This window comes from Lutibacter holmesii (assembly GCF_042679665.1).
Taxonomy (GTDB): domain Bacteria; phylum Bacteroidota; class Bacteroidia; order Flavobacteriales; family Flavobacteriaceae; genus Lutibacter; species Lutibacter holmesii.
In genome coordinates, this window is the sequence record NZ_JBHTMV010000002.1 from 119,968 (window position 1) to 138,917 (window position 18,950).

Below are 18,950 nucleotides of genomic sequence, written 5' to 3' on the forward strand. Positions count from 1 at the left end.
TTTTTCTATTTTATTTTCACTGAAAACAATTCTTCTCCTTGAATTGCACCTATTAGAACATCGTTTTCAGATATTTTTCCTACACCTGCAGGAGTTCCTGTAAAAATTACATCTCCTTTTTTTAAGGTGAAAAATTGAGACACGTAAGCAATTAATGCGTCAATTCCCCAAAGCATTGCTTTGGTATTTCCATGTTGAACTAAAGTATCATTTTTGTGCAATGTGAATTCTAAATTCTTCAAATCGCCTAAATCTTCTTTTGGTAAAAAACGTCCAATTAAAGCACTACCATCAAAACCTTTAGATTTTTCCCAAGGCAACCCTTTTGCTTTTAATTTAGCTTGTAAATCACGCGCAGTAAAATCAACTCCTAATCCAATTTCATCATAATATTTATGCGCAAATTTTTCTTGAATGAATTTCCCTACTTTATTAATTTTTACTAAAACTTCAACTTCATAATGAATATCATTAGAAAAAGATGGTATAAAAAAAGGTTGCTTTTTTGCCAATACCGCAGAATCTGGTTTTAAAAAAATTACAGGATCTTCAGGCTTTTCATTCTCTAATTCTTCAATATGTTTGGCATAATTACGGCCAATGCAAATAATTTTCATGTGCTTATTTTTAGTTTCCTTATTTGAAAAATTAATCTAACTCAATACTATTATGAAACAATTGATTAAGGGATCCATTTTTTCTCAAAGTTTGGCTTTCTTTTTTCTAAAAAGGCATTTCTACCTTCAACAGCTTCATCTGTCATATAAGCTAATCTTGTTGCTTCACCCGCAAAAACCTGTTGACCAACCATTCCATCATCTGTTAAATTCATAGCAAATTTCAACATTTTTATAGATGTTGGTGATTTTGCTAAAATTTCTTGCGCCCATTCAAAAGCAGTATCTTCAAGTTCTTCGTGAGGAATTACCGCATTCACCATTCCCATTTCATAAGCCTCTTGTGCTGAATAATTTCTTCCTAAGAAAAATATTTCTCTGGCTTTTTTTTGTCCAACCATTTTAGCTAAATAAGCAGAACCATATCCTCCATCAAAACTTGTAACATCAGCATCAGTTTGCTTAAAAATAGCGTGCTCTTTACTTGCCAATGTTAAATCACAAACTACATGTAAACTGTGACCTCCACCAACAGCCCAACCCGGAACTACTGCAATAACCGCTTTTGGCATAAAACGAATTAAACGTTGAACCTCTAAAATATTTAAACGGTGATAACCGTCTTCACCCACATAACCTTGATGTCCACGTGCTTTTTGATCGCCGCCACTACAAAATGAATAAACACCATCTTTAGTTGACGGTCCTTCTGCAGATAATAACACTACACCAATTGAAGTATCTTCACCAGCATCATAAAAAGCTTCATACAACTCTTTTGTTGTTTTAGGTCTAAATGCATTTCTTACATTTGGCCTGTTAAAAGCAATTCTGGCAACTCCATTACATTTTTTATAGGTAATATCTTCAAACTCTTTTACAGTTTTCCAATTAATTTTTTCCATATTCTATTGTTATTTAACGCTAAAATAATTGTTTTTTATGGTATAAAAAATTAATACTGAAAAGTTCTAATTGTTACTTTAGTAACTAATAAAACTAATTTCCAATTCTAATTCGTAATTTTGCAATATTCAAATCGACAAAGTAATTAAAACAAGTATCTATTGAGAAAAACTACTTCAATGAAAATTATTCCTTCAAAATATAACAACGCAGGCGATTTACCTTTAAAATTACAAATTAGTTTTGAAGCTATTTTTGAATATTTAGAACAAATAGTTGAAAATAAAAATCACTTATTATATGAAACGGCATTAAAAATTCTTGAAGAATACAAAGCATACCCTGAATTAAGAACTGGATTTGAAGACCCAACAAAACTAGAAAAATACAACCACCAAATTGACAAATTACTTGATATTTTATTTCCTGAGATGTTACAGTCTAATGAAATAAAAGCAGCAAGTATACCTTTTGAATTTACTACTTTTAAACTATCAAAACGATTTGAAAAGTTATTACAAGATGCCGGTGAAGATTACCAATTAAAACTTCGAAATTTTGATGAAGATAATATGTACATTTTATCTTGTACTTTTATTTTAGGATTTTGGTACAATGTAAACTTAGATTTTAGAAGACCTTTTTATTACGATATTCCAACAAGTACTGGGTTTATAAAAAATTACAAAACACTTTTTAATGGCGACTTTTTTAAAGTTACACCTTTAGAAAACGCACCTAAACTTACAGAGGAAGACATTCATTTATTACTGGATAATTTTGATAATATTGATATTTGGAAAGAGAAATTTCCTCCAAATAGTTATCAGTTTAGAGGTTTTGGAATGATGAATTTGGTAGATGCTACTACAGATCAATCTTTGACTAATTTAAAAGAAAATTTACTTAAAAAAGATCAAGACACATCTAACCGTATTAGCGAAAGTATTGCCAAACTATACCATTCATCAACCATAGAATTTGGAGTTTCAACCTTTGAATTAGTTGGAGACAATTTTGAATTCAACAAAATTATAGAAAAAAATAGCTTTATTAACGACCAAGTTAAAAGCCAAAAAAACAAACTTAAAAACTTCTTTTGTAAAGGAATAACTTCAAAGGTTTTTGAAAACAAAGAATTGTTGGCTATTTCTAATGTTGAAAAGTACGGAGAACAAACAAATTTTAATGCTTTTTACAAAGCGTTAAAAGCCAATAATATTCAAAGTATAATTTTAGTTCCGTTACAATTAAACAACAATTTATTGAGTGTTTTAGAATTAGTTTCATCTAAAAAATATGAATTAAATTCTATAAACGCCTACAAACTAAAAGATGTGATTCCTGTTTTTAAAATTGCCATAAAACGATTTATGGAAGAATTTGATAATAAATTAGAATCTATCATTCAAGAAAATTACACTTCTATACATCCGTCAGTAAAATGGAAATTTTATGAAGAAGCGCAAAAGCATTTATTTAGTTTAGAGCACCATGAAAAAACATACAATTTAAATAGTATTGTTTTTAAACAAGTTACTCCTCTTTATGGGCAAAGCGATATTAAAGGTTCTTCAACAGCTAGAAATAAAGCTATTCAAGAAGATTTAATTAAACAATTAAAACTTGCTTCAAATATTATAGATAAAGCATTCAATAAGTATAAATTACCTATTTATAGCGACCTAATTTATAGAATTGAAGAGTGTTTAATTAATATTAAAAATGGATTGAATTCTGGAGACGAAAACAGTTTAACTGACTTTTTAAAAAAAGATATTTACCCAGTATTTAATCACTTAAAAAGTTTAGACAAAACATTAGAAAGTGACATTTCTAATTATATGAGCTTAATTGATGATAATTTACATGTTATTTATTACAAAAGAAAAATGTACGATGACAGTGTAAATACATTAAATGAAACATTGGCAAGTTATATAGACTCAAAACAAGAAGAAGCCCAACAAATGTTTCCTCATTATTTTGAACGGTATAAAACAGATGGTATAGACCATAATATGTATATTGGTCAATCGTTAGTTAAAAATAGAACCTACGCTCCTATTTACTTAAATAACTTACGTTTATGGCAGTTACAAATGATGTGCGAAGTAGAAAAAATTGCACATAGTTTAAAAAATAAATTATCTCACAAGCTAGAAATAGCATCTTTAATATTGGTACATAGCAGTCCGTTAGCTATTAAATTTAGAATGGATGAGAAAAAATTTGATGTTGATGGTGCCTACAACATTAGATTTGAAATTATTAAAAAACGAATTGATAAAATTCACATTAAAAACACCAATGAGCGCTTGACTCAAGTTGGTAAAATTGCAATTGTGTATAGCCAAGCAACAGATGTGCGCGAATACATGAAGCATATAAAATATTTACAATCTAATAATTATTTATTAGAAACTATTGAAGAATTAGACTTGGAAAATCTTCAAGGAATTTCAGGCTTAAAAGCTTTAAGAGTTGCCGTTAATTATGAAAATTCAAATCCGTTAAATGAAGTTTTTAAAATTATAAATCAAGAAAATTAATTTAAAGAACTCCTGTTTCTGCTCGCATTAATCTAAAAGAAATTACAAAAGCAATTACTGAAATTACAATACCAATCATAAAAACGGTATAAGCAATTCTTAATAGTTTATATTTTCTTTGAAGTACAATTCCTAAAAAATATAAATCTTTCATCAAAGATTTATACAAGTATTTGTAATCTCCCATCACATCAAACATTCCATCTTGAAACTCTTCTAAAGTCATTTTATAAAAATTACCAAAAAACAACAAATTCACTTTTCTGTTGGCAACATCTTCTTTTGTAAAGTTTCCTGAAGTTACTTTTGGCCTGGTTGCTAAAATTGAAAAAATAATGGTTAAAACGGTAATAAATAAAAATATTGCTGTTGGGTAAATTAAGTAATAATTATCTGGTTTGTCTAACTTAGGTACTAACGTTGTTAGTACAATAGACATCATAATAGCACTTACTGAAAGTAAAATATTTGATTTAGTATCTGCAATTGCACTTAAATTTATATGATTTCTAAGCGTAACCCTAAACATTGTTTCAATTCCTTTTTCAGGATTTGGTTCTTTTTTAGCAGGCTTCTTTTTTGTTTTTGGTTTACTTTTATCTGTCATTTTATCAGCTTCTTTTTTAAGCTTCAAAATGTTTTTTATTTTTTGTTTATTAAAGTTTTCATAAGCATAATTTGTAAAAAACGAATGCTTGTTTAAAAAGCTTTCATTTTCGCAACACCAATCAAAATCTGATATATTTTTATGCCCTAAAAGTTCCCACTCTAATTTTAGCAATTCAGATTTTTCTTTAAAATCCTTTTTTCCTAAATGCACTAAATCAGAATCACAAATAATTTCTTCAAGTATATTTTGTGGTTTTTGAGGCATTTTAGTTGCATCAATCAATTCTAAAACTAAAGAAACTTCTTCATTTTTTAAATTTTTATCTTTTAAAAAATCTAAAACTATTTTTTTACTTTCTTCTTCATGGTTTAAATAACCATTTATATTTCCGGTGTCATGAAACCAAGCAGCAATTAATAATGGTTTCATTTCTTCATTTGAAATATTTTCAGCAGAACCAATTTCAAACGCTGCATTCACTACTTCAACTGTATGATCAAAATTATGATAAACTACCTCATTTGGAAGTTTATTTTTAAACAAGTTAAACACATAATCTCGTACCTCCTTAAAAAAATCATTATCTACCATTTCTTCAATTTAAAAACAGATGATAAAAGTACATAATTTTATGTATTTTTAAACCTTCAATTTAATGTCTATTAATGAGTCGCAATCGTATTTATAAACTTTTATTTTTTATTCTTAGTTTTCTTTTAGTTAGCTGTGCCAATTACAAAAAACAATATAGTGATGTTGTTAGCTTAAAAAATACAGAGAATCATGAATACAACGAAGAAATTGACCATACTTTTTATTTAATTGGTGATGCTGGAAATGCTAAAATGGGCGAACCTTTGCAGCATTTCAATCTTCTAAAAAAAGAGCTTTCAAATGCAGCTTCAAATGCTACTGTTTTATTTTTAGGAGATAACTTATATGAAAAAGGCATGCCTAAAAAGTCGCATCCTGAAAGAGCGTTGGCTGAGCATAGATTAAACGTACAAATTGAATTGGTAAAAGATTTTAAGGGACAACCTATTTTTATCCCTGGAAATCATGATTATTATACAAATGGAATTACTGGTCTAAAACGAGAAGAAAACTATATTGAAAAACATTTAGGAAAAAATTCTTTTCTTCCTAAAAATGGATGTCCAATTACAAAAGTTGATGTTTCTGAAAATGTAGTATTAATTGTAATAGATTCACAATGGTATCTTGAAAATTGGGATAAAAACCCAACAATGAATAATGATTGTGACATAAAAACTAGAGATCAGTTTTTTTACGAATACGAACGTTTAATTAAAAAAAATACTTTAAAAACAACACTTGTAGCCATACATCATCCTATGTTTAGTTATGGATCTCACGGCGGTCAATTTTCTTTAAAGGCACAATTATACCCAACAGGTGGTACTTTTCCATTACCTATTATTGGAAGTTTTTTAAATGTGTTGCGAAAAACGAGTGGAATTTCAACACAAGATATGATAAACCCGTATTATCAACATCTTAGAAAACGATTATTAACCATTTCTCAAAAACAAGAAAATATTATTTTTGTTTCGGGTCACGAACATAATTTACAATATATTTTACAAGATCAAATTCCACAAATAATTAGTGGTTCAGGCTCAAAAACAGCTCCTGCAAGAGTTATAGAAGATAGTCAATTTTCTTATGGAGGTTTAGGATATGCCAAATTTGTAACTTATAAAAATGGCGCATCGTGGGTATATTATTATACCGAAAATAACGGCAAAAAAGAACTTCTTTTTAAAACCGAAATTCAAACCAAAAAAGAAACACTAATAGCTGAAAACTATAATTCAAACTTCCCAAACAGTATTTCTGCATCAGTATATTCAACTAAACACACAAATAAAAGTAAAGCCTTTGTTAATTTTTGGGGCGATCATTATAGAAAATATTACAGTACAAATATAAATGCAGCTACAGCAAGTTTAGACACCTTATTTGGAGGTTTATATCCTGTTAGAAAAGGTGGTGGAAATCAATCAAGATCGTTACGTCTTGAAACATCAACAGGGCAAGAATATGTTATGAGAGCGCTTCATAAAAGCGCTACACAATACTTGCAAGCAGTCGCTTTTAAAGACCATTATATTAAAGGAGAATATAACAACACATTTACTGAAAGTTTATTGTTAGATATTTATACAACCGCGCACCCGTACGCTCCACTCACAATAGCCAAATTAGCAAAAGCCGCAAATATACTTTATACCAATTCACAATTATTTTACATTCCAAAACAGCCTTCACTAGAACAATTTAATTTAAATTTTGGAAATGAATTATATTACATTGAAGAACGTGCTGCCTCTGGACACGGTGATAAAGAAAATTTTGAATATGCAAATACTATAATTAGTACCGATGAATTTTATGAAAATTTACGAAAATCTGACGATTATTATTTAGATGAAGCTACTTATATTAGAGCACGGTTATTTGATATGCTAATTGGAGATTGGGATAGACATCAAGATCAATGGCGTTGGGCAGAGTTTAAAACTGGTCACAAAAAAATGTACAAACCTGTTCCTAGAGATAGAGATCAAGCTTTTTCAATATATGACGGCTTTGCATTGGGCGCAATTACACGGTTAATTCCTGGGTTAAAATTACTTCAAATTTATGATGATGATATTCGAAATGTAAAATGGTTTAACCACGAACCTTTCCCTATAGATTTATCTTTAATACAAAATGCGAGCTATGATGACTGGAAAAAACAAGTTACCTTTCTTCAAAATAATATTACCAACGAAATAATTGAAGAAGCTTTGGCTCAAATGCCATCAGAAGTGCAAGATGAAACAGTTGAAGAAATTAAAAGAAAATTAAAAGGCCGCTTAAGCAATCTAAATAAAATTGCGAAAGAGTATTATAAGCATTTGGCAAAATATCCAATTATAAGAGGAAATGATAAAGACAATTACTTTGAAATTACTCGCTTAAAAAATGGCGAAACAGAAATTAGCATTTACAACATAAAAAAGAAAAAGAAAGGTACTCTTTTTTTTAAAAAAACCTACTCAAACAAAGAAACAAAAGAAATATGGATTTACGGATTGGATGAAAGTGACACATTTGTTGTAACAGGTGAAAATAGAAATAGCATTCCTTTAAAAATTGTTGGAGGTCAAAATAATGACATTTATAATATTCAAAGTGGAAAAAAAGTAACCATTTACGATTTCAAATCAAAAAAGAACACATTTAAAACCGAAGAAGGTAAAAAACGACTTTTTGATGATTACAGTATGAACTTGTACAGTTACAAAAAATACAAGCATCATTTAAACAAAGTAAAACCAAACTTAGGCGTAAACCCTGATGACGGCTTAAAACTTGGTGTTATTAATGAATTAACCGTATATGGTTTTGAGAGAAACCCTTTTTCACAACAGCATATTATAGGTTTAGGATATTACTTTGCTACCAATGGTTACAATTTAAGTTATAGCGGAGAGTTTGCACATATTTTTAATAAATGGAACGTTTTAGTTGAAGCACTTATTACAAGTCCTAATTTTACTCGAAATTTTTATGGTTATGGAAATGAATCTGTAAATTTCGATGAGTTTTTTGGAAAAGATTACCATCGTGTTAGAATTAGTAATTACTCTGTTGCTCCGTCTTTAAAATGGGTTGGAAGAATGGGAAGCCAATTTAAATTAGGAGCTACTTTTGAAAGTATTGAAATTGAAAAAACAAACAATCGATTTATAAATACTTTACCTGTTTTTAATGAAAAAAGACACAACTATTTAGGAATTAGAGCCTCTTATTTTTACGAAAATTTCAATAAAACTACGTTTCCAACGTTAGGTATGGCAGTTGGTCTTGAAATTGGTTGGAAAAGAAATATGAATACAAATACTGCTGAAAACAATGCGTACATTACTCCTGCAATTGGGTTTAATTACAATATTACTTCAAACGAAAAACTAGTATTAGCTACAAAGTTTAAAGGAAATATTATAATTGGTGATGAATTTAAATTTTACAATGCAGCAAGTATTGGTGGCGTTGACGGATTAAGAGGTTACAATAACAATAGGTTCACAGGAAATATATCTTACTACAACAACACCGATATTCGATATAAATTAACAAAAATAAAAACTAAAATTGTTCCTTTTCAAATAGGTTTATTTGGTGGGTTTGATTATGGTAGAGTTTGGTACAAAGGCGAAGATTCATCAGATTGGAAAACCTCTTACGGAGGTGGAATTTGGGGAGATACAGCCCAATTAATTAACTTTAACTTAGCTGTTTTTGGAGCTAAAGAAGGTGCAAACGTAAGATTTGGAATTGGTTTTGAATTTTAAAAATTGAAAAATATGAAAAATATGAAAAAAATAATTTTATTACTTGTATGTTGTTTTTTAGTGCAACAAGCTAACTCTCAAAACATAAAACTTAAAAATTTTGATTCAGAAGAATTAGGAATAGAGCGTACTTTAAAAATTTATATTCCACCAAGCTACTACACAGATTCTACAAAATTCTATCCGCTTACTATTGTATTAGATGCTGAATATTTATTTGATGTATATGTTGGAAATGCTATTTTATTTGCCAATAAAGATGAAGCGCCAGAGCAAATAATTGTTGGAATTAATCAAAATAAATACGACGAACGGTACCAAGATTGTTCATATTTAAAAGAAAATAGTTTCCCAACCCAAGACGGCGAACAGTTTTATAGGTTTATTAGAGCTGAACTTTTTGATTATTTTGAAGGAAATTACCGTGTTTCACCTTTTAAAACAATTGTTGGAAACACTTTAACAGCAAACTTTACCAATTATTTTTTAATTGAAAATTATCCAGGCTTCAACGCCTATATAAATATAAGTCCGTATTACGCCATGGATATTCCAATGATGATTCAAGACAAAGTAAAACAAATAGAAAATGAAAACATTTATTATTACCTTTCTACAAACAAACAAAACTCTCTAAAAAGACAAGGACCAATTACCAGCACAAATAGTTTATTAACTGCTATAGATAATGAAAAGTTTAAATACAAATTTGACTCATTTGAAAGCAGCTCTAAAACAGCTGCCATAGGTCAATCTATTTCTAGCGCCTTATCATTTATTTTTAATATTTATTCAGCTATTTCAAAAGAAGAATTTGATAATAATATTAAAGATTTATCTCCTTCAGATGCCATTGAATATTTAGAAAACAAATATGTTGAAATTGAATACTTATTTGGAAGCAATATTAAAATTCGTGAAAAAGATATTTTTGCCATAGAATCAATTATTATGGATAAAGAGAATGGTGATTATTTAAAGAATTTTGGAGAAATGATTAACAAACTTTACAATGAATCTCCTATTGGAGATTATTATATTGGACGTTATTATGAAACCGGCCAAAAATATAAAAAAGCACTAAACTATTATAAAAGCGGCTATATGAAATTACCTGAAGGCGATCCAAACGCTGATGCTTATTATGAAAATGTAGAACGTGTTCTTGCCAAAAGAGACGGAATTTATACGGAACCTAAAAATTAAAATTATATTATGAGACAAACCCTATTTACAATTGCTTTTTTATGTATTTCAACAATCTTCTATGCGCAAGAAGACACTGTTGTTAAAGTTCATATTCCAACTGAACAAAAATATGAATTTACAACTGTTATTGATATTGAAGCATCAGCAGTAAAAAGCCAAGGAAATACAGGAACTTGTTGGAGTTTTTCTACTTCATCATTTTTAGAATCTGAAATTTTTAGAAATTCAGGAAAAATGATTGACATTTCAGAAATGTACAATGTAAGAAATGTGTACCTAGACAAATCATGGAATTATGTAATGAGACAAGGTAAAATTCAATTTAGCGAAGGTGGACTAGCACACGATGTTATGAATTCTGCTCAAAAAAATGGTTTACAACCAGAAACTGCCTATTCAGGATTAATAGGAAAAGCTAAAACTCATGACCACTCTAAAATTGTACCTGACCTTAAAAAAGTTTTAGATGCGTATATTAAAAACGACAAAAATTCTAAACACAGCGATTGGAAAAAAGCAGTTGATTCAATTTTAACAGTACATTTAGGATCTCCTGCAGCTACATTTAATTATGAAGGAATTGAATACGATGCAATGAGCTTTTTAAAAATGACCAATATAAAACCTAACAATTATATTACGTTAACTTCATTTTTACATCAGCCATTTCAAACTAAATTTGTATTAAATATTCCTGATAATTTTTCAAACGGAAGTTTTTACAATATTACACTTGATGCATTAGTTAATGAAGTTGATTATGCTTTAGAAAAAGGTTACACATTAGCTTTAGATTGCGATGTTTCAGAAAAAACCTTTTCTTCAAAATATGGTGTTGCAACACTACCAAATAGCCCAAATGAGTCTGAAAAATCTTTAACCTATATTGTAAAAGAAAAAAATATAACACCTGAGTTTAGACAAGAAGAATTTGAAAACTTTAACACAACAGATGATCATTTAATGCATATTGTTGGTTTGGTAAAAGACCAAAATGGAACAGAATACTACAAAGTAAAAAATTCTTGGGGAGCAAGTAGTGACAGAATTGGAAACAACGGTTACGTGTATATGAGCAAAGCGTATTTTAGACTTAAAACCATTTCGGTTATGGTTCATAAAGATGCTGTAAGCGATGCCATTAAACTGTAAAATTAAAGAAGTATAAAAAAAGGCTGAACTTAATATTAAGTTCAGCCTTTTTTTATGTTTAATTATTTTTTAAATAATCTTTGTTATTCCTTCATCTGAAATTGTTATTAATTTCTGGCGAAACAAACCTCCAACAGCGTTTTTAAAAGACTTTTTACTCATTCCTAATTGATATTTTATATCATCAGGATTACTTTTATCATTCAATGCTAAAAATCCGTCATTGCTCTTTAATGCGTTTAAAATTTTAATTTCATTAGACACAATGGTTCTTTTAAATCCAATAGGTGTTAGGCTAACATCTAACTTTTCATCTTCTCTAATTTTTTTAATATAACCTACTAATTTTTCTCCCTCGGCAATTTTTTGGTACAATTCATTTTTATAAAGCATACCTTCATATTCTTCATCTACTAAAACTGTGAAACCAATTTTTGTTTTTCTAATAACAATTAAATCAACCTTATCTCCTATCTTTAAATCCATTCTTTTATTCTTTTAAGTTATTGAAATATGCTTTCAACACAATATCGTTTATTTCTCTTGGTGTAGTTACTTCTAATAATTTTGGTACATCTGATTCCGCATAAAAATTAGAAAGTTCATTTTCTAAATCTTGAATAGTTGCAACATTAATGTAGGCAAATTTATGCATTTTACACAAATGCTTTGCAGTTAATTCATGCGGAGTTTCAAAATAATCTAATGCATTGGAGTTTTGTGGCCCCGGAATAAATCTAAAAATACCTCCTCCTCCATTATTCACTAAAATAATTCTAAAAGTTGACGGAATATAGTTATTCCAAAGTGCATTACTATCGTAAAAGAAACTAATATCACCTGTAATAAAAACGGTGTTTTTTGAAGAAGTTACTGCCGCACCAATAGCAGTACTAGTACTTCCATCAATACCACTTGTACCTCTATTACAAAATACCTGAATACTAGAATCTAAATCAAATAATTGCGAATAACGAATTACTGCACTATTACTTAACTGCAATTGCACATTATTAGGCAACGTTTTTAAAACCATAGCAAACGTTTTTAAATCTGAAAACTCACAATTTTCAATAAATTGAGTGTGTTTTTGTAAACGTATTGCTTTTTTACGCAACCAAAAATCTTGAAAACTACTTTTAATTGGCTTTGTTAAAAAGAAAAACTGACTAAAAAATAATTGAGGCGAAAGTTTAAAGTGATGTTTTAAGCAATGAAATGTATCAAAAGCCCTTTTACCATCAACATGCCAATGCAATTTTGGTTGAAATTTACGCAAATGTTGTTTTATTTTTTTTGAAACAATTAAACCTCCTAAACTCAATAAAATATCTGGCTGAAACGCTTCTAATTCATTGTCATTTAACGGAAAAATAAGTTTATCTATACTATTTATAAACTTTGAATGTGTAACATTTGCAGTATTTTCTATTAAAACCAATACGGAAGGATCTTTGGTTAAATGTGTTAATTGAATTTGCAACAACTCATCAGGAAAATGTTCTCCAACCAATACAATTTTTTTAGTTGATGCATTCCAAACATTTGCATACTTTTGAAGCTCTTCAACATCTAACGGCACTTCTTCAAAAGTTGTATCAACCTTGTTTAAGCTAATTAAATTTGGTGTAGTTTCATACAAAGGCTCATCAAAAGGCACATTTATATGAACAGGTCCTTTATCTACAATTGCAATTTCTAATGTTTCTTGTAACATTTCCAAAACCACATTATTTACATTCAAATCCTCAACCAAACTAATAGCATTTAAAATATGATTTTCAAACACATTTGGTTGTCTTATTGTTTGCCCATCTCCAATATCAATTAAATGTGCTGGTCTATCTGCAGAAATAATAACTAGCGGAATATTGCTATAAAAAGCCTCAGCAATTGCAGGATAATAATTTAACAATGCTGAACCTGATGTACAAACAATTGCAACAGGTTTTTGCAATTGCTGCGCCATACCTAAAGCAAAAAAAGCTGCACAACGCTCATCAACAACGCTATACGTTTTAATGGCTGCGTGGTTAGAAAAACCAATGGTTAAAGGTGCATTTCTTGAACCTGGAGAAATGACAACATTTTCTATACCATTTGCAACACAAGAAGCGATTACTAGTTGCGCTAATTCATTTTTTGGAAACTGCATTATTTATTCAATTATTGAAATGCAAAATTACATAAACTTATCCTAACTATGTCATTCAAAAAATGAATATCAATTTGTGCATTTAAATAGTAACTTTTCTCTTATTTTTAAATATAAACCATTAAAAATCAGTATATTTGAGAATACAAAAGAGAAATTACTAGGTTTATCTTAATCAAAAATGTTGGGATGAATTGCTAAAGTTTTAAATTGCTTACGAAAATAATAAACCGAAGTATTTAAACTTAGTGTTTCTTTTTTATAAAATTTCTTTCATAATTTCGGCTTTAAAAACGGTTTCGCGCCATTCATTTTCAGCCAAGCTATCTTTTGTAATTCCACCACCAACAAATAAAGAAATTTGATTTTTTTCAATCTCCATACAACGCAAGTTTACATACAAATTTGTTTCATTTTTCACATTTAATTCTCCCAAATAACCTGTATAAAAACTTCTGTCATACATTTCATTTTCAAGAATAAAATTAGTTGCAATATGTTTAGGCAAACCACAAACCGCAGGCGTTGGATGCAAAGAGTCAATCAAATTTCCTAATCCATCTTCGCATTTTAATTCACCCGAAATATCTGTACGCAAATGCAATAAGCTACCAGCTTTCACCGTATAAGGCTTAGAAATTTTAATATTCTTAATGGCATCTTTTACAGTATCTAAAATATAGTCGGTTACAAACTGCTGCTCTTCTTTTTCTTTTGTTTTCCACACCACTTCTGTTGTATTTTCAAAAGATTGCGTTCCTGCCAACGCCATTGTTTTAAATTCATTTTTATGCATATGAATTAATCGCTCTGGCGAGGCACCCATCCAACAACCAACTTTAGGGTGAAACCATAAATATACCATTGCATTTTTATAGTTTTTCAGCATTTTTTTATAACTATTTAACACCTCAAAATTATTGCGTTCTAAAACTTCTTTTCTAGAAATTACAATTTTCTCGGCATTTTTATGCTGTATAAAATCAATAGCCTTTTTAGTTAATAAAATATGGTTGTTTTTAACCTCATTATCACACATATTCAACTCAGCATCAACACCTTGAACACCAACACCTAAATCTTCAAAATCACTTAATTCAGCTTCAAACATTTTTGATTTAGATGCTGGAAATATAATTTTATGTGCAGTTTTAGAATAAGGAGAAAACACAAAACCTTTTTCTAAAAACGTATTTAAATGGTATAATTTAGTAGTATTTTGAACAACCACAGTTACCAAATTTTCATTTGGTTTTCTGTAAACAACAAAAGGCACATTTGCTGCAATTGTTTGGGCTAACTTTTTAAAAAAAATAGCGGTTTCTTCTTTCAATTGTTATGAATTTAATTTTTGAAGTACTTATTTTTTATTTGCTAAAATATAATTTGTGATTTTGCATAAAGAAATTACTCTGTTTCTATCATCAACAATTTTAATTTCTACCAAATGAATAGTTTTTCCTTTATGAATTATTGTTGCGGTAGCTGTTACCATACCACTTTTTACACTTCGTAAATGATTTGCTGAAAATTCAATTCCACGCACTGAATATTTTTCCCTATCAATTGCTAAAATTGATGCAGGACTACCAACACTTTCAGCCAATGCCATTGTAGCTCCGCCGTTTAAAATTCCATCAGGTTGATGAACACGTGAATCTACAGGCATAGTTGCTACTAAAAAATCTTCACCTAAATCTGTATATTTTATATTTAATGTTTCATTTAACGTGTTTTCACACATTTTATTCAACATATTTAAGGTTGCATTTTTATCCATATAATTTAAAACTTGGATGGTAAAAATAAGAATTTAAAATAGTAACTTTGCAAGAATTTAAAAAACTATTATGGCCTATAAATTTCGTGTAATATTAGATGTTGAAGAAGATGTGTTTAGAGATATAATTGTAGCAGATACTATTAACTTAGAAGAACTACATTTTACTATTGCTAAAGCTTTTGGATTTAAAGGTCAAGAGATGGCTTCTTTTTACAAAACTGATGCTAATTGGGAACAAGGTGATGAAATTCCGCTGTTTGACATGTCTGATGATGGCACTGCTTTAACAATGGAAAAACACAGTATTTCTGAAGCTTTTAAACGTAAAAATGACAAGTTAATTTACGTGTATGATTTTATGTCTATGTGGACATTTTTTGTTGAAGTTACCGATTTAAAAGATGCTGCTAATGAAAATTTACCTTTAATTGCACTTTCTTTTGGAGATATTCCTGATGAGGCTCCTGAAAAAGAATTTACAGGTGAAATTGTTTTAGATGATGAAGACGAACATGATATTTTTAATGATAAAAATAATTTTGACAGTATTGACGATATTGATTTAGACAATTATTAATTGTTACATCTAATTTTTACAATTCATAATAAAAAAAGCTTCATACTAAGTATGAAGCTTTTTTTATGACTTATCGTATAATATAAGTATTTACATTTTCGTAGTTCCTAATTACAAATTTAAAAGCTACTTTAAGAATTTCTCCCATTGTTTTAGGTTCTTTAAAATTTAAATCACCAGTATAACGTTTCAATTCCATTTTAAGTTTTTCTACTTTTTCAGGAGTAGAAATATGGTCTGTGCTCATACAATCTACCAACCTGTGAATACGAATATGAGAACCTTTTAAACGTCTTGCAATAGCAGAGCGTTCCTCTTTTCTATATTGTTCAACAGATTCTGGTCCTAAATTATCTTCTACCATTTTTACAAATGGAAAGTTTTCTTTAAAAAACTGTGGAAAATAAACTTTTAAATTCCCTTCGTAACTTTGCTGATCAAAATCCATCGCTCTAATTCTATATTCAACCTGATCAAAATCATACGAAGCCACAATTACATAATTATAAGAACGCATATCTCCTAATAAACGAATCATACAACGTTCATTAAACTTTACAAATTCTTTAGACAAACGTTTCAATCCGCTTGGTGAAACATTATCCATATTTTCAACTAAGAATTGATCTCCAGGAATACCCAATACATGCTCTTCAATTAACGTGTCTTTATAAACCAAAAAATTGATATTATTAGGTGATAAAATATGCTCTAACTCTAATCCGTATACACGAGAAGCATCGGCTTTTTTCACATAAATATAGGTATGATTGTCATTTAAAACATTTCTAATTTTTATTCTAAATGGTTTTGAATTACCAAACGTACAATAGTCAATACCATCAATTCCTAAAAAAGATAACGAATCTTCACCACCATCACCATGCAAAATCATATACATTCTTTTTAAGCTTAACTCAATTTCTTGACGTTCATGCTCAGGATAATAAACTCTTACCCATAATGTATCTACATCATTTTTATCATACACAGGAATAGCTCCAGAGAAACGTAATAAATCATCATAAAAAATAGGAATTTTAATACTCCTGCTGTATTTTTTTAAATATGAATGTAACTCATCATTTATGGGAAATGCTGGTTTTTTTTTTGAAATTAAATTCTCTTCTTCCATACTTCTTAAAATTATAATTGTCAAATTTACTATATTGTTGTAACAATTCTTACCTTTCTGCGTCTTAATTTTATACTAAACATAAAAATTTTGGAAACAATATTATCTCTTCACAAGCTCAACAAAAAATTTGGAGCCATTCACGCCGTAAATAATTTGTCATTTGACATTGAAAAAGGAAATGTTTATGGAATTTTAGGTCCAAATGGTAGTGGTAAATCAACTACCCTAGGAATTATTTTAAACGTAGTGAATAAAACTTCGGGAAGTTTTAGCTGGTTTGATGGCACTTTGTCTACACACCAAGCACTTAAAAAAGTAGGAGCTATAATTGAGCGCCCAAACTTTTATCCGTATATGACTGCCAGTCAAAACCTTGAATTGGTTTGTAAAATAAAAGAGGTTGACACATCAAATATAGATGAAAAATTAAAAATTGTTAATTTATACGATCGAAAAAATAGCAAGTTTAAAACATTTTCTTTGGGAATGAAACAGCGTTTAGCTATTGCTTCGGCACTTTTAAATAATCCTGAAATTTTAATTTTAGACGAACCAACAAATGGTTTAGATCCTCAGGGAATTCACGAAATTAGAAAAATAATTAAAGATATTGCTGCAACGGGAACTACTATTTTATTAGCTTCACATTTACTGGATGAAGTTGAAAAAGTTTGTTCGCACGTGGTTGTAATAAGAGAAGGTGTAAAATTGTATGCTGGAAGAGTTGATGAGTTAACTGCTTCACACGGTTTGTTTGAGTTAAAAGTAGAAGAAAATTCAGAAAAATTAATTGAAATACTTTCTAATTTTGAAGGAATTTCATCTAGCACTATTGAAAAGGGTATTGTAATTTCAACATTAAGTAAACCGGTAACTGCTGCTGAAATGAATAGTTATCTTTTTAAAAATGGTGTGATATTATCGCATTTGGTAAAAAGAAAACCAAGCCTTGAACAACAATTCCTTTCATTAACCAACAAAAAGAAATAACATGCTACGTTTATTAAATATTGAAATTCATAAATTAAAATACAACAGAGCTAGCAAAATTTTAATTGTTATTTATTTTGCGCTATTAACTTCAATAGCATTAATTGCTGCTATTAAATTTGATATTGGACCTGTAAAATTTCATCTTGCAGAACAAGGAATTTTTAATTTCCCATACATTTGGCACTTTAACACCTTTATGGCGTCTATTTTTAAGTTTTTTTTATTGTTAGTTATTGTCTCTATGATGGCTAATGAATATAGCAACAAAACATTAAAGCAAAATTTAATTGACGGTTTAAGTAAAAAAGAATTTATCTTATCTAAATTTTATACGGTTATATTATTAGCTACTATCTCAACAATATTTGTATTTATAACTTCGTTGGTTTTAGGTTTTGCATATTCTGATTTTACAGAATTCTCAATTATAACATCTGATTTGGAATACTTAGTAGCATTTTTTGTAAAATTAGTTGCATTCTTTTCTTTTGGGTTATTCTTAGGAATTTTAGTAAAAAGATCAGCATTTGCTGTTGGAGCAATGCTAGTTTGGGCAATGGCTGAAGGTTTTTTAAAAGGAATGGCATATTGGAAAATGGAAGAACACGTTGATATGCTTATGCGGTTTTTACCGCTTGAAGCTATGAGCAATTTAATAAAAGAACCTTTTACAAGGTTAAGCGCTGTAAAAACAGTTGCCAAACAAGTTGGTGAAGATCTTTCAAAAGACTTTACAGTACAGCCTTTAGATGTACTAATTGTACTTGTTTGGACATTTATTTTTATATATTTTTCATATGCTTTATTAAAAAAGAGAGACTTATAAGTATTTAATCATTTATTTTGACCATTTTTTTTACTAAATATTAAACTTTTACGCTTAAATTTGGT

Annotated in this window: 15 protein-coding genes; 7 read left to right on the forward strand and 8 right to left on the reverse strand. The window is 29.0% G+C overall.

What is annotated here, in order from left to right; genetic code table 11:
* Positions 1-5 precede the first annotated feature (5 nt).
* Together ACFQ5N_RS01720 and ACFQ5N_RS01725 are read right to left on the reverse strand one after the other, a co-directional pair.
* Complete coding sequence (locus ACFQ5N_RS01720) at positions 6-617, reverse strand: fumarylacetoacetate hydrolase family protein (RefSeq protein WP_386807197.1); 612 nt, start codon at positions 615-617, stop codon at positions 6-8.
* 65 nt (positions 618-682) lie between these two features.
* Positions 683-1,522, reverse strand: a complete 840-nt coding sequence (locus tag ACFQ5N_RS01725; RefSeq protein ID WP_386807198.1) for a 1,4-dihydroxy-2-naphthoyl-CoA synthase — start codon at positions 1,520-1,522, stop codon at positions 683-685.
* 180 nt (positions 1,523-1,702) lie between these two features.
* Here ACFQ5N_RS01725 and ACFQ5N_RS01730 point away from each other — a divergent pair, with 180 nt between their 5' ends.
* Positions 1,703-4,075, forward strand: a complete 2,373-nt coding sequence (locus ACFQ5N_RS01730) for a GAF domain-containing protein (RefSeq protein WP_386807199.1) — start codon at positions 1,703-1,705, stop codon at positions 4,073-4,075.
* Position 4,076: 1 nt separating this feature from the next.
* Here the strand turns inward: ACFQ5N_RS01730 and ACFQ5N_RS01735 are convergent, their stop codons facing one another.
* The gene (locus ACFQ5N_RS01735; RefSeq protein ID WP_386807200.1) at positions 4,077-5,276 is read right to left on the reverse strand and encodes a Pycsar system effector family protein; all 1,200 of its coding nucleotides are present in this window, start codon (positions 5,274-5,276) and stop codon (positions 4,077-4,079) included.
* Positions 5,277-5,350: 74 nt separating this feature from the next.
* Here ACFQ5N_RS01735 and ACFQ5N_RS01740 point away from each other — a divergent pair, with 74 nt between their 5' ends.
* The 3 genes from ACFQ5N_RS01740 to ACFQ5N_RS01750 are packed head-to-tail and all read left to right on the forward strand — an operon-like array spanning position 5,351 to position 11,413.
* Positions 5,351-9,052 (forward strand): metallophosphoesterase, encoded by a 3,702-nt coding sequence (locus ACFQ5N_RS01740; RefSeq protein WP_386807201.1) that lies wholly within the window; start codon positions 5,351-5,353, stop codon positions 9,050-9,052.
* A gap of 21 nt (positions 9,053-9,073) precedes the next feature.
* Positions 9,074-10,258, forward strand: a complete 1,185-nt coding sequence (locus ACFQ5N_RS01745) for an alpha/beta hydrolase (RefSeq protein WP_386807202.1) — start codon at positions 9,074-9,076, stop codon at positions 10,256-10,258.
* A 9-nt stretch (positions 10,259-10,267) separates the two neighbouring features.
* Complete coding sequence (locus ACFQ5N_RS01750) at positions 10,268-11,413, forward strand: C1 family peptidase (RefSeq protein ID WP_386807204.1); 1,146 nt, start codon at positions 10,268-10,270, stop codon at positions 11,411-11,413.
* A gap of 69 nt (positions 11,414-11,482) precedes the next feature.
* Here ACFQ5N_RS01750 and ACFQ5N_RS01755 read toward each other — a convergent pair whose 3' ends face one another.
* The 4 genes from ACFQ5N_RS01755 to ACFQ5N_RS01770 form a co-directional block, all read right to left on the reverse strand.
* Positions 11,483-11,899 (reverse strand): DNA-binding protein, encoded by a 417-nt coding sequence (locus ACFQ5N_RS01755; RefSeq protein ID WP_386807205.1) that lies wholly within the window; start codon positions 11,897-11,899, stop codon positions 11,483-11,485.
* A 4-nt stretch (positions 11,900-11,903) separates the two neighbouring features.
* The gene (menD, locus tag ACFQ5N_RS01760) at positions 11,904-13,568 is read right to left on the reverse strand and encodes a 2-succinyl-5-enolpyruvyl-6-hydroxy-3-cyclohexene-1-carboxylic-acid synthase (protein WP_386807206.1); all 1,665 of its coding nucleotides are present in this window, start codon (positions 13,566-13,568) and stop codon (positions 11,904-11,906) included.
* Positions 13,569-13,827: 259 nt separating this feature from the next.
* The gene (locus ACFQ5N_RS01765) at positions 13,828-14,901 is read right to left on the reverse strand and encodes an isochorismate synthase (RefSeq protein ID WP_386807208.1); all 1,074 of its coding nucleotides are present in this window, start codon (positions 14,899-14,901) and stop codon (positions 13,828-13,830) included.
* A gap of 27 nt (positions 14,902-14,928) precedes the next feature.
* Positions 14,929-15,348, reverse strand: coding sequence for a PaaI family thioesterase (locus ACFQ5N_RS01770; protein WP_386807209.1), 420 nt, complete (start codon positions 15,346-15,348; stop codon positions 14,929-14,931).
* A 70-nt stretch (positions 15,349-15,418) separates the two neighbouring features.
* Between ACFQ5N_RS01770 and ACFQ5N_RS01775 the strand changes: the two genes are divergently transcribed.
* Complete coding sequence (locus ACFQ5N_RS01775; RefSeq protein WP_386807210.1) at positions 15,419-15,928, forward strand: IS1096 element passenger TnpR family protein; 510 nt, start codon at positions 15,419-15,421, stop codon at positions 15,926-15,928.
* Positions 15,929-15,998: 70 nt separating this feature from the next.
* On the opposite strand, the gene ACFQ5N_RS01780 is transcribed toward ACFQ5N_RS01775, so the two are convergent.
* The gene (locus ACFQ5N_RS01780) at positions 15,999-17,063 is read right to left on the reverse strand and encodes a hypothetical protein (protein ID WP_386807558.1); all 1,065 of its coding nucleotides are present in this window, start codon (positions 17,061-17,063) and stop codon (positions 15,999-16,001) included.
* Between the two features lie 90 nt (positions 17,064-17,153).
* On the opposite strand from ACFQ5N_RS01780, the gene ACFQ5N_RS01785 reads away from it, so the two are divergent.
* On the forward strand, positions 17,154-18,056 hold the full coding sequence (locus tag ACFQ5N_RS01785) for an ABC transporter ATP-binding protein (RefSeq protein ID WP_386807211.1): 903 nt from the start codon (positions 17,154-17,156) through the stop codon (positions 18,054-18,056).
* 1 nt (position 18,057) lies between these two features.
* Complete coding sequence (locus ACFQ5N_RS01790; protein ID WP_386807213.1) at positions 18,058-18,885, forward strand: ABC transporter permease; 828 nt, start codon at positions 18,058-18,060, stop codon at positions 18,883-18,885.
* Positions 18,886-18,950 lie beyond the last annotated feature (65 nt).

Coding starts and splice junctions, on each gene's coding strand:
- ACFQ5N_RS01720 (WP_386807197.1), bottom strand. CDS start 617: ATGAAAATTATTTGCATTGGCCGTAATTATGCCAAACATATTGAAGAA.
- ACFQ5N_RS01725 (WP_386807198.1), bottom strand. CDS start 1,522: ATGGAAAAAATTAATTGGAAAACTGTAAAAGAGTTTGAAGATATTACC.
- ACFQ5N_RS01730 (WP_386807199.1), top strand. CDS start 1,703: ATGAAAATTATTCCTTCAAAATATAACAACGCAGGCGATTTACCTTTA.
- ACFQ5N_RS01735 (WP_386807200.1), bottom strand. CDS start 5,276: ATGGTAGATAATGATTTTTTTAAGGAGGTACGAGATTATGTGTTTAAC.
- ACFQ5N_RS01740 (WP_386807201.1), top strand. CDS start 5,351: ATGAGTCGCAATCGTATTTATAAACTTTTATTTTTTATTCTTAGTTTT.
- ACFQ5N_RS01745 (WP_386807202.1), top strand. CDS start 9,074: ATGAAAAAAATAATTTTATTACTTGTATGTTGTTTTTTAGTGCAACAA.
- ACFQ5N_RS01750 (WP_386807204.1), top strand. CDS start 10,268: ATGAGACAAACCCTATTTACAATTGCTTTTTTATGTATTTCAACAATC.
- ACFQ5N_RS01755 (WP_386807205.1), bottom strand. CDS start 11,899: ATGGATTTAAAGATAGGAGATAAGGTTGATTTAATTGTTATTAGAAAA.
- menD (WP_386807206.1), bottom strand. CDS start 13,568: ATGCAGTTTCCAAAAAATGAATTAGCGCAACTAGTAATCGCTTCTTGT.
- ACFQ5N_RS01770 (WP_386807209.1), bottom strand. CDS start 15,348: ATGGATAAAAATGCAACCTTAAATATGTTGAATAAAATGTGTGAAAAC.
- ACFQ5N_RS01775 (WP_386807210.1), top strand. CDS start 15,419: ATGGCCTATAAATTTCGTGTAATATTAGATGTTGAAGAAGATGTGTTT.
- ACFQ5N_RS01780 (WP_386807558.1), bottom strand. CDS start 17,063: ATGGAAGAAGAGAATTTAATTTCAAAAAAAAAACCAGCATTTCCCATA.
- ACFQ5N_RS01790 (WP_386807213.1), top strand. CDS start 18,058: ATGCTACGTTTATTAAATATTGAAATTCATAAATTAAAATACAACAGA.